The organism is Streptomyces sp. NPDC051020 (assembly GCF_040683105.1).
GTDB lineage: Bacteria > Actinomycetota > Actinomycetes > Streptomycetales > Streptomycetaceae > Streptomyces.
Genome location: NZ_JBFBCG010000020.1, coordinates 28,692 through 39,318, shown reverse-complemented (window position 1 = coordinate 39,318; position 10,627 = coordinate 28,692). Strand labels below are relative to the sequence as shown.

13 protein-coding genes are annotated in these 10,627 nt (G+C 68.0%); 8 read left to right on the top strand and 5 right to left on the bottom strand.

What is annotated here, in order from left to right; translation table 11 throughout:
* Positions 1-149 precede the first annotated feature (149 nt).
* Positions 150-848 (bottom strand): response regulator, encoded by a 699-nt coding sequence (locus tag AB0N06_RS13535; RefSeq protein ID WP_366134832.1) that lies wholly within the window; start codon positions 846-848, stop codon positions 150-152.
* On the bottom strand, positions 845-2,443 hold the full coding sequence (locus tag AB0N06_RS13530; protein ID WP_366134831.1) for a sensor histidine kinase: 1,599 nt from the start codon (positions 2,441-2,443) through the stop codon (positions 845-847). Before AB0N06_RS13530 ends, AB0N06_RS13535 begins: the two co-directional genes overlap by 4 nt.
* Positions 2,444-2,661: 218 nt before the next feature.
* Here AB0N06_RS13530 and AB0N06_RS13525 point away from each other — a divergent pair, with 218 nt between their 5' ends.
* From AB0N06_RS13525 to AB0N06_RS13500, 6 genes are all read left to right on the top strand, one after another.
* Positions 2,662-3,477 (top strand): ABC transporter ATP-binding protein, encoded by an 816-nt coding sequence (locus tag AB0N06_RS13525; protein WP_366134830.1) that lies wholly within the window; start codon positions 2,662-2,664, stop codon positions 3,475-3,477.
* The gene (locus AB0N06_RS13520) at positions 3,467-4,330 is read left to right on the top strand and encodes an ABC transporter permease (protein ID WP_366134829.1); all 864 of its coding nucleotides are present in this window, start codon (positions 3,467-3,469) and stop codon (positions 4,328-4,330) included. The genes AB0N06_RS13525 and AB0N06_RS13520 overlap by 11 nt, the downstream gene beginning before the upstream one ends.
* Positions 4,331-4,375: 45 nt before the next feature.
* Positions 4,376-5,413 carry an ABC transporter substrate-binding protein gene (locus AB0N06_RS13515; RefSeq protein WP_366134828.1) on the top strand — a complete coding sequence of 346 codons (1,038 nt, stop codon included), beginning with the start codon at positions 4,376-4,378 and terminating at the stop codon, positions 5,411-5,413.
* A gap of 341 nt (positions 5,414-5,754) precedes the next feature.
* Positions 5,755-6,219, top strand: a complete 465-nt coding sequence (locus AB0N06_RS13510; RefSeq protein WP_366134827.1) for a hypothetical protein — start codon at positions 5,755-5,757, stop codon at positions 6,217-6,219.
* A gap of 84 nt (positions 6,220-6,303) precedes the next feature.
* A complete protein-coding gene (locus tag AB0N06_RS13505; protein ID WP_366134826.1) occupies positions 6,304-6,813 on the top strand; it encodes a DUF664 domain-containing protein in 510 nt (169 codons plus the stop codon).
* Positions 6,814-7,105: 292 nt separating this feature from the next.
* Positions 7,106-7,345, top strand: a complete 240-nt coding sequence (locus AB0N06_RS13500; RefSeq protein ID WP_366134825.1) for a DUF6296 family protein — start codon at positions 7,106-7,108, stop codon at positions 7,343-7,345.
* 421 nt (positions 7,346-7,766) lie between these two features.
* Here AB0N06_RS13500 and AB0N06_RS13495 read toward each other — a convergent pair whose 3' ends face one another.
* Positions 7,767-8,045: a hypothetical protein gene (locus AB0N06_RS13495; protein WP_366134824.1), complete on the bottom strand. Its 279-nt coding sequence runs from the start codon at positions 8,043-8,045 to the stop codon at positions 7,767-7,769.
* A 117-nt stretch (positions 8,046-8,162) separates the two neighbouring features.
* Complete coding sequence (locus AB0N06_RS13490) at positions 8,163-8,354, bottom strand: DUF6381 family protein (RefSeq protein WP_358862302.1); 192 nt, start codon at positions 8,352-8,354, stop codon at positions 8,163-8,165.
* A 140-nt stretch (positions 8,355-8,494) separates the two neighbouring features.
* Between AB0N06_RS13490 and AB0N06_RS13485 the strand changes: the two genes are divergently transcribed.
* The gene (locus AB0N06_RS13485; RefSeq protein ID WP_366134823.1) at positions 8,495-9,190 is read left to right on the top strand and encodes a ribonuclease H; all 696 of its coding nucleotides are present in this window, start codon (positions 8,495-8,497) and stop codon (positions 9,188-9,190) included.
* Between the two features lie 133 nt (positions 9,191-9,323).
* A complete protein-coding gene (locus AB0N06_RS13480; RefSeq protein WP_366134822.1) occupies positions 9,324-10,061 on the top strand; it encodes a CDP-alcohol phosphatidyltransferase family protein in 738 nt (245 codons plus the stop codon).
* On the opposite strand, the gene AB0N06_RS13475 is transcribed toward AB0N06_RS13480, so the two are convergent.
* On the bottom strand, positions 10,027-10,476 hold the full coding sequence (locus tag AB0N06_RS13475; protein WP_366134892.1) for an adenylyltransferase/cytidyltransferase family protein: 450 nt from the start codon (positions 10,474-10,476) through the stop codon (positions 10,027-10,029). The genes AB0N06_RS13480 and AB0N06_RS13475 overlap by 35 nt on opposite strands.
* Positions 10,477-10,627 lie beyond the last annotated feature (151 nt).

The following is a 10,627-nucleotide window of genomic DNA, read 5'->3' as shown; positions in this document are numbered from 1 at the left end:
GAGCAAAGCCTGCAGGGAGGGGCACTGGGTTCCGGTAGCGCCCCCGCTGACCGGTAGCGGCCGTCGGTCCGTCCGGCGTGATCTCCGTCGGCACCGCAACCGATCCGAGAGCCGCTGATGGCGCCATATGCCTCAGCTCCGTACGTTCCTCAGCTTGCCCTGGCCCACGCGTAGCGGTGTTCCGGTCGGCCGGTGTCGCCGTACTTGAGACTGAGTCTGATGCGACCCGCACTCTCCAGATACTTGAGGTATCGCTGGGCCGTGGAGCGGCTCAAGCCGGCGCGGACAGCGACCTCGTGTGCCGACAGCGGTTCGTCGGCTGCCGACAGGACGTGGCGGATGACGTCGGCGGTGGGCGCGGAGTGCCCCTTGGGCAGGCCGGCTGCGGCAGCGGCCTGCGGAGTGCGAAGCGCCCCGAAGATCTGGTCGACCTGCTCCTGCCCGGCCTCGCCCCGGCCGCTGCCCACGCCTGCGAGAGTGCGGCGCAGGGCGGCGTAACTCTCCAGCTTGGACTTCAGACCGCCGAAGCTGAAGGGCTTGACCAGGTACTGCAGGGCGCCGTAGCGCATGGCGGTCTGCACAGTCGCGACATCCCGAGCGGCCGTCACCATGATCACGTCTGCCGTGTGCCCGCGTTGGCGAAGTCGCCGTACGAGCGTCAGTCCCGTCTCGTCCGGAAGATAGTGATCGAGCAGTATGAGGTCGACATGTTCGCGCTCCAGCACGGACAGTGCCTGCGCGGCGGTGTGCGCGCGAGAGACGACACGGAAGCCGGGTACCTTGGCCACGTACGCCGAGTTGATCTCGGCCACACGGAAGTCGTCGTCCACCACGAGGACGTCGATCATTGAAACTCTCCCACTTCGGTCAGCTGCCGGACAGCGAGTGTCTCGGGCAGGACGACGGTGAAGACCGAGCCACCGCCGGCCCTGGCACTGACGCGGGCCACGCCGCCGTAACGCTCCGCGAGACGGCGTACCAGTGCCAGGCCGAGCCCACGGCCCCGATGTGCGGGGGACTCCTTGGTGGACCAGCCCTCGGTGAAAATCTGTTCGCGCAGATCGGGCGCTACGCCAGGGCCGTTGTCGCTGACCCGCAGGACCGCTGTGGTGCCCTCCGCGAAGAGCTCGACTTCGATGACGGAAGCGACGTCCAGTGCGTTGTCGATCAGGTTGCCCAGGACGGTCACCAGATCGCGCGGGTCCACCACCACGTCGGGAAGCAGGGTGCCGGGGGAGATGCGCAACGATGCGCCCCGCTCTGCCGCGATGGCCGACTTGCCCACCAGCAGAGCGGACAGCAGGGGGTCATTGACGCGTTCCGCGACCTGCTCCGCCGACGCCCGCTGACCATCGGCCACCTCCGTGACGAACTCCATCGCCGCGTCGTGCCTCCCGAGTTCCAGCAGCCCGAGCAGGGTGTGGAGCCGGTTGGCATGCTCGTGGTCCTGGGCGCGGAGCGCATCGAGAAGGCCGTGCGTGGAGTCCAGTTCGCGGCCGAGCAGCTCCAGCTCGGTGCGGTCGCGCAGGGTGACCACAGCCCCGCCGTCACCGGTCGGCATGCGGTTGGCGATCAGCACGCGTCCCCTGCAGACGGTGAGCAGGTCCGCGCCGTCGACCTGCCCGGCCAGCACCTCTGCCGCACGTCCTGGGGGCAGTACCTCGCCCAGCGCACGTCCGACGGCGTCCTGGGTCAGCTCCAGCAGACGCTGCGCCTCGTCGTTCAGCAGACGGATCCGGCCCCGGGCATCGAGGGCGAGAACTGCTTCGCGGATGCTGTGCAGCATGGCCTCGCGCTCGTCCAGCAGCGCCGAGATGTCGGCGAAGGCCAGTCCGTGCGTGCCGCGCTGCATGCGTCGCGAGACGGCCAGGGCGGCAAGCACACCTGCGGCAAGCGCAGCCCCCGCGTAGAGCAGAAGCCCGGGAATGGTTCCGAGGAGCCGCTCGCGGACGCTGTCGTAGGCCATGCCCACCGAGACGGCACCGACGATGGTCCCGCGGCTGTCGCGGAGGGGGACCTTCGCGCGCGCGGAGCGGCCCAGGGTTCCGTTGTCGATCTGCATGATTTCCCGGCCGGCCAGGGCCGTGCTGGGATCGGTGGAGACGTGCTTGCCGATCTGTCGGGTGTCGGTGTGCGACCAGCGGACCCCGCGGGTGTCCATGACCACGATGTAGAGCGCATCGGTGGCGTGCCGGATCTGCTCCGCCTCGGCCTGTACCGGGCCGCTGGGGCTGGGCTCGGTGCTCGTCAGGTGGTGCGCCAGCCCGGGTTCGGCGGCAGTGGTCTGGGCGATGGACAGGGCCTGATGCATCGCCTGGTCGTCCAGCTGGTGGCTGAGCGGGGCAAGGAAGAGCCCGGTGACGAGCATGACCACCCCGGTCGTGATGGCCACCTGTGTGAGCAGGACCTGCGCGAAGACACGGCGGGGCCAGTGAATCCGCATGCGTTCGTCCTCTGCCCTTCCGCCAGCTCGGAACCCGAAGCTCCGTTTTGTCTTGTGTGAACGCAACGTAAACCTCGCTGCCGCCTCTGACCAGTCCTCGTAGCGCTTTCGTTCTGCGAGCGTGAGCAGAACGAGCAGAACCGCGGGTTATGGGCAGAAGCCGGAGTTGTGAGCGCAAGGGTGCCGCCGTGCCCGGGGCGCGCCTAGCGTCCCGCCCCATGAACAGCAAAACGAGCCCCGCCATCGAGCTGCGGGGGGCGAGCAAAGCGTTCCGGACTCCGTCGGGGGCGCTCCACACCGCCGTACGGGATCTGGACCTCACGATCGGACGCGGTGAGTTCGTTGCCGTGGTGGGACCTACCGGCTGCGGCAAATCGACCACGCTGACCCTGGTCAGCGGCCTGGAGGAGCCCACCGAGGGCGAGGTGCTGGTGGCCGGTGAACCGGTGCGCGGCATCGGCGACAAGGTCGGCTTCGTCTTCCAGCAGGATGCGGTCTTCCCCTGGCGCACCGTGCTCTCCAACGTGATGGCAGGTCCCCGCTTCCGGGGTGTGCCGAAGCCCGAAGCGAAGGAACGGGCCCGGGAGTGGCTCGCCCGGGTCGGCCTGTCCTCCTTCGAGGACCGCTATCCCCACCAGTTGTCCGGGGGACAGCGCAAGCGCGTCGCGCTCGCGGCCACCTTCGTCAACGACCCCGAGATCCTGCTCATGGACGAGCCCTTCTCCGCACTTGATGTGCAGACCCGGGCCCTGATGTCGGACGAACTGCTGGAGTTGTGGGCCGGGACCGGCGCCTCCGTCGTCTTCGTCACCCATGACCTGGAGGAGTCGATAGCGCTGGCCGACAAAGTCGTGGTCATGACCGCGGGACCGGCCACCGTCAAGGAGGTCTTCGAGATCGACCTGCCCCGCCCGCGCAAGGTCGAACAGGTGCGTCTGGAGCCCCGGTTCCTCGAGATCTACCGGGAGATCTGGTCCTCGCTCGGCGAAGAGGTTCGCATCACCCGCGAGAGGGGTGCTCTCCATGTCGCCTGATTCCATCACCGCGAGTGCCGCCGTGACCAAGACCGAGCGGACCCAGGCCAGAGCGCGGGCCAGCCGCAACCGAAGGTTCCTGGTGCTCGGGAGCCGGATCGTACTGCTCTTCGCCGTCATCGGGTTGTGGGAGTGGCTGGCCCGGACCGCGGTCATTGACCCGTTCAACTTCTCCATGCCGTCGAAGATCTGGGACCAGATCCGCACCTGGGTCGTCGACGGCACCGCCCAGGGCTCCTTGTGGGAGCAGATCTGGTACACGCTCTACGAAGCGCTGCTCGGCTGGGTCATCGGTGTGATCGCAGGTGTGCTGCTAGGTATCGCGCTGGGCCGGATCCGCTTCGCCGCCGATGTCCTTGGCCCATACATCAAGGTGCTCAACGCCCTGCCGCGCATCGTGCTCGCCCCGATCTTTCTGATCTGGTTCGGCCTCGGCCCCGCCTCGAAGGTGGCCTCCGCGGTTGTCCTCGTGTTCTTCCCTGTCTTCTTCAACGCCTTCCAGGGCGCCAGGGAGGTGGACCGCAACCTCGTCGCCAATTCCCGCATCCTGGGGGCCAGCAACCGTCAGGTCACCTTCCAGGTGGTCATCCCGTCGGCCACGTCATGGATCTTCACCAGCCTGCACGTGAGCTTCGGCTTCGCGCTCATCGGCGCCATCGTCGGCGAGTACATCGGCGCCACCAAGGGTCTCGGGCTGCTGGTCGCCGCTTCCCAGGGCACCTTCAACGCCGCCGGTGTCTATGCCGCCATGGTCATCCTGGCGATCGTCGCGCTGCTGGCCGAAGGGTTGCTGACCTTCCTCGAGAAGCGGCTCTTCCGCTGGAAACCCGCTGACGCCGACACCGCACGCTGACACCGCCCGCCATCCCGTTAATTTCTTCACAAGGACGTGAAACTGATGCGTAGATACACCCGGATCTCGGCCGCCGCCGTCGCAGGCGCACTCGCCCTGACCACTCTGACCGCATGTGGCGGAGACTCCACTTCCGCGTCTGGCGACAAGAACGTCAAGGTCAAGATCATGGTGGGAGGCCTCGACAAGGTCATCTACCTGCCCGCGATGCTCACCGAGCGCCTGGGCTACTTCAAGGACGAAGGGGTCTCGGTCCAGCTTCTGACCGAGCCCGCGGGCGTCCAGGCCGAGACGGCCCTGGTCTCCGGTGATGTGCAGGGCACCGTCGGCTTCTACGACCACACCCTCGACCTTCAGGTGAAGGGCAAGCAGGTCGAGTCGGTCGTCCAGTTCTCACAGGCTCCCGGCGAAGTCGAGATCGTCTCCAACCAGGCGGCGGGCGACATCACGTCGGCAAAGGACTTCAAGGACAAGAAGCTCGGAGTGACGGGCATCGGCTCCTCGACCGACTTCCTGACGAAGTACCTCGCCGTCAACAGCGGTGTACAGACCAGTCAGTTCACACCCGTCGCAGTGGGAGCGGGGCAGACCTTCATCTCCGCCCTCCAGCAAGGCTCCATCCAGGGCGGTATGACCACCGACCCGACCGTCGCCACCATCCTGGACAAGAAGCTCGGCAAGATTCTCATCGACATGCGCACCCCGGAAGGGTCCAAGCAGGCGCTCGGCGGGCTCTACCCCTCCTCCAGCCTCTACATGCAGACCGCGTGGGTGAACAGCCACAAGGAAACCGTCCAGAAGCTGGCCAACGCCTTCGTCAAGACGCTGAAGTGGATGTCTACGCACAGCGCCGACGAAATCGCGGCCAAGATGCCCGCCGACTACGCGCAGGGCGGCGGCACGGCTCTGTACGCGCAGGCCATCAAGAGCACGCTGCCCATGTTCACCACGGACGGCGTCATGCCCGCGGACGGCCCCGCCACCGTCGAGCGCGTGCTCAAGTCCTTCAATCCGAACCTGAAGAACGCCAAGGTCGACCTCGACAAGACCTACACCACCGAGTTCGTCAAGAAAGCGGGCTGACCGCACGCGTCGATCGCGCCTGCGCACCGGTGGGCCGGCTCGCCGGTCGGTCCCGCTGCGCAGGCGCCCCGGCTCACGTGACGACCTGAATGACGCACCCACTGGTCGGCGGAGCCCCCGCACTCGAACGACTCGCCACGGCGGACACGTCGTTCCCCCCGGGGGATCCGCTTTCCTGCGAACGGCGGAACGCGCGGCACGCGGCCGAAGCGACACTGGTGGGCGCCCGGGCAGAGGCGGCACGCGTGATCCAGCACCGGGGGGACCTCTCCTCGAGGCGCCTTTGCCGCCTTCTGGCTAAGGTCGACGAGGGGCCGAGTAGCTGATCGACGGAGACTTCCATGATCATGAAAGTTGAAACACGCGATGTGGCCCCGCGCCTTGCCACTGGCGCGTTCATCCTGAACTCAGGGTTGAGCAAACTGAAAGCGGACGAGGAGACGGCCGTGGGCGTGCACGGCACGGCCTGCTTGGCCTATCCATTCCTGAAGAAGTTGGACGCACAGCGCTTCACCCGGCTGCTCGCCTGGTCGGAGATCGCGGTCGGCGGAACACTGCTGGCTCCCTTCGTTCCGACCCCACTGGCCGGGCTTGCCCTGACCGGGTTCTCCGGCGGGCTGGTCGGCCTGTACCTCCGGATCCCCGGAATGCGGGAGCCCGGCAGTCTGCGACCTACGCAGAACGGCATCCCGCTGGCCAAGGACTCCTGGATGCTGGGGATGGGAATCGGCTTCCTGGGCGCGGCTTCACGCTGGGGAGGCGCGTGCACGACCCGGCGTCGGCGGCGCCGGTGCGGACGGCACTGACGGCACGACCGGCGCCGGACCGGCGGTGCTCATCGACGCGTGTCGATGACAGGGCCCGGGTGCGGGAGCGGCGATGGTGGTCGCATGAAAAGCGCGGACCTTTTGGCGGATGCGTTCACACGAGTCCAGGAATCGGTGCACTCGGCGGTCGAGGGTCTTGCCGTCGACGACCTGCACGTGCGGCTCGACGAGGGCGCCAACTCGATCGCATGGCTGGTGTGGCACCTCACCCGGATTCAGGACGACCATGTCTCGGACGCGTTCGATGTGGAGCAGGTCTGGTTCTCCCAGGACTGGGCCGCCCGATTCGACCTGCCTTTCGAGAAGGGAGCCACCGGGTACGGGCACAGCAGTGAACAGGTGGCGTTGGTGCAGGTGGGCTCGCCCGAACTGCTGCTCGGCTACCACGACGCGGTCCACGAGCGGAGCGTCGACTTCATCCGTGGACTGGACGCCAGGTCCCTGGACCGCGTCGTCGATGAGGCCTGGTCGCCACCGGTCACCCTCGGCGTCCGGCTGATCAGCGTCATCGCGGACGACCTGCAGCATGTCGGCCAGGCCGCATTCGTCCGGGGCTCGCTCGAGCGTCGGTAGAACCGGACACCTACGGGACGGCTGCCCAGGCGTCCTGGACCGTGCGCCCGGCCGACCGTCATGGTGACGGGTGCGGTGTGGACCCACGCGCAGCCGTCGGCCGCGGTGCCGGCCGCCGGTGCAGCTGCCCCTTCCCAGGCACCCCTCAACGGCGGCGAGGCGCTCCAGATGCGCGGCAGGCCGACTCCTCGACCGCGACGGAACCGCCCTGAGGCACGTCGCGCTGCTGTGGGCGACAATGGAAGACGCAGGCAGGACACTCGCAGCCGCCGATTCTGGTCCGGAGCCACCCATGGATTACCCGGAATGTTATGAGCTGGTATTTCAGGCGTCCGCCGTCGAGGACGACACCGTGATCGTTCGGCGCACCGCGAAAGAGGGGGCCGGCGGCTACCCCATCTACGAGGACGAGACGGGAATCGTCCGCGCGGAGGTCAGCGAGCTCGGTGAGGTACGCATGCTGGCCAGCGGCGGACACCAGGTGTTCGGAACACCGCAGGTCCGCGCGGTCACCGAGCACACCGAGCCGTGAGGAGACCGCGCGGCCTCTACTGCCCCGTGGACCTCGCTGCCCGGTTCAGAACAGGGGACGGGCTGCTGTCCGCCATGCGGCAGCGAGCCGGCGGACTGTCGCGAACCGCTCTGCCGGAACCTTACGGGTGGCCCGCGCGAGCGCCGGCGTCCTCCACGGCGAGATGAGCGCTCAGGGCCTGCTCGAACGCGCGGAGCACTCGGGTGACCGGCGGCGCTGTCGGGAGTGGAGCGGTTGCGCTTCGCGTACAGCACCTCGCCCGCATGTGCAGGCCCAGCGGCGCGTGTACAGATTCGCGGACCCGGGCGACCGGACCCGGTCCCAGATTGTCGGCAGGGATGACGAACAGTCAACTGTTCCCGTTCGTAAGGCCGGTGGCGTACCTTCACGGCACCGAGTTCCGGTGCCGCCCTCTGGTGTCCTACCAGCGGATCGCGTCGTACTGGCAGGGCAGCAGGTCGACTTCGTCGGTTCCCGAGGCGACGGTGAAGGATGGAGCTGCCGTCGAGCGGGTCGATGGACGCCCGCACCGGACCGCCGGGTGCGGGCGTTCTCCCTGGTCGGGGCGCCCAGGAAGAGGTGTGCGGATCGCGGCCCCCATGACGTCCGGGACGGACCGGCTCAACTGGATCATCCCCGTCGCCCTGCTGGTTCTGGCGGTACGCTCCACCCCGTGCTGCCCGGAGGTACGTGAAGCCAAGCGCAGCCACGGTACGTGTCGGGGTCTGAGTCGTGGCCGAACGGAAGCGAGGCCGGTGGTCTGCCACTCACTCACGGAAGAGCGGCAGACCACCGACCGTTCACGTGGTGCGGCTGCTTACTTGGGCCGGCGCGTGTCGCCGGAGCCCAGGTTGCCGAGCTGCTCGCTCTGCTCCTGCAGCTTCCGCGCCTTCTCCTGGAGCCGCTGACGCTGCTCCGGGTCGGTCGCGCGCTCCGCGGCCTCGGTCAGATGCCGGGCCTTGTCGCGCATCTCCTGGGCGCGGCCACTGGTTTCGCCTGCAACGCTCATCGTCACTCCTAGGACGGTAGGGAAGAGCGGGCTCATTCAGAGAACCAGCGTCCGGCTGTCACCGCATTCCGAACCGTTACGCTGTGTTATCGGCCGCCCGTGGAGCCGTGGACCGGATCGGCGCTGGCATGATCAGGGGTATGAACGAGCGCATCATCGCCGCGTGTGACGGGGCATCGAAGGGGAATCCAGGGCCTGCGGCCTGGGCATGGGTCGTGGCCGATGCGCAGGGGACTCCGCAGCGTTGGGAGGCGGGGCCGCTGGGCACCGCGACCAACAACGTCGCCGAGCTCACCGCACTCCAGTCGCTGCTGGAGGCCACGGATCCGGCCGTGGAGACCGAGGTCAGGATGGATTCGCAGTACGCGATGAACGCGGTGACGAAGTGGCTGCCGGGGTGGAAGCGCAACGGCTGGAGGACCTCGGCCGGCAAGCCCGTGGCCAACCAGGAGCTGGTGGTCCGCATCGACGATCTGCTGAGCAGCCGGACCGTCCGCTTCGTCTATGTGCCGGCCCATCAGGTGGACGGGGATCCGCTCAACGCCCTTGCCGACCAAGCGGCCAGCGAGGCCGCCGTGACGCAGCAGGCGGCCGGTACGGCGCACGGCTCCCCGCCGCCGACGCCTGCACCCGCGAGGGCGTCCGAGAGCCGAAGCGGCGGCGCGGCGGCGAAGAGGAAGACGGCGGGCGCGGCGCGCCCCGCGCGCACCGGAGGTACCATCCGGGCCAAGTTCGCCGGGCGTTGCCACTGCGGAAAGCCGTACGCGGCGAAGGACATGATCGCGAAGAATCCGCACGGATGGGGCCACCCGGAATGCAGGTCCGCGCCCGCCTGAGCCGACAGTCTGCTGGGCCGGGGCCGGGGGAGTGCTCACCTGACAGAGGTTCTCCGTGCCATGATGCGGCTCCGACCGCAGCGCTTTCGGTGTTCCGCCGGCGCTGCGGGAACGGCTGGACGTTGGGGGGCGGATGGGATCCACGGGCACGGTGCTGCGCGAATTGCGCGGCGCGCAGAAGACCGCAAAAGGTGTGTCGCTCTACTCGCGGTATGTCAACCGCCCGGCCGGGCGTGTGCTTGCGGCGGGCGCCTACCGGATCGGGCTCACACCCAATCAAGTCACCTTGGTCAGTGCGTTCTTCACTTTCACCGCAGTTGCTTTGGTGGCGCTGGTCCGGCCCTCCTGGGGGCTCGCCTTCGCCGTGTACGCGGGGCTGGCCGTCGGCTTCGCCTTCGACTCGGCCGACGGGCAGCTCGCCCGGCTGACCGGACGCGGCGGCCCGGATGGAGAGTGGCTGGACCATGTCGTGGACTGCGCCAAGCTGATCCTCGTACACACCGCCGTACTGATCTCGTTCCACCGGTTTGCGCAGCTGCCCGGCGAGGGCTGGCTGTTGCTGCCGCTGGGTTTCCTGTTCGTCGCGGTGCTCACCTTCTGCGCCGGGCTGCTGCGCGAGCAGCTCGGCAAGGCGGCCGCCCGCCCCGTGCCGGCCGGCCGTGCCACGGCCCCGGCTCCGGTGTCCCGGGTGCGGGCCGTGGCACTGCTCCCCGCCGACTACGGGGTGTTCTGCCTGGTGTTCCTGCTGTACGGCGACGAGACCGCGTTCCGTATCGGCTATGCCGCACTCGCCGTCGTGCACGCGCTGTTCCTCGTGGCGTTCCTCGTCAAGTGGTTCAGGGAGCTGAAAGCGCTCCGGGCTGAGGGCTGACGAGGGTGTCCAGCGCCCGGCGCAGCTGGGTGCTGGACGTGTGCACGGTGTACGGGAAGTAGACCACTTCCACACCGACCTCGGCGAAGTCGCGCTCGAGCCGTTCCCCCTTTTCCGTGCCCCGCCAGTCGTCCCCCTTGAAAATGACGTCGAACCTGACCTGCTGCCACGTCTCGACCTTGTCGGGAACGGTCTCGACGAATGCCGCGTCCACATAGCGCACACTGCGGATGATCTCCAGCCGCTCCGGTAGCGGGATCACCGGCCTGTGGCCCTTGGCGAGCGCGGCCATCTCGTCCGAGACAACCCCAGCCACGAGGTAGTCGCACTGGCTGCGGGCATGCCGCAGGATGTTCAGGTGCCCTACGTGGAACAGGTCGTAGACCCCCGGCGCGTAGCCGACCCTGTGCACCATCCGTTCTCTCCCCCCACGGTGAACATGATGTCCGTGTTCCGGTCGCAGGTGTCCGGACATGGCATCCGGTCCTGCGGGATATCGGTATCCGTGCTGATGGTGCAATGACCTTACTGTGAAGACCACTTGCGCATCACGTGAACGGATAAGC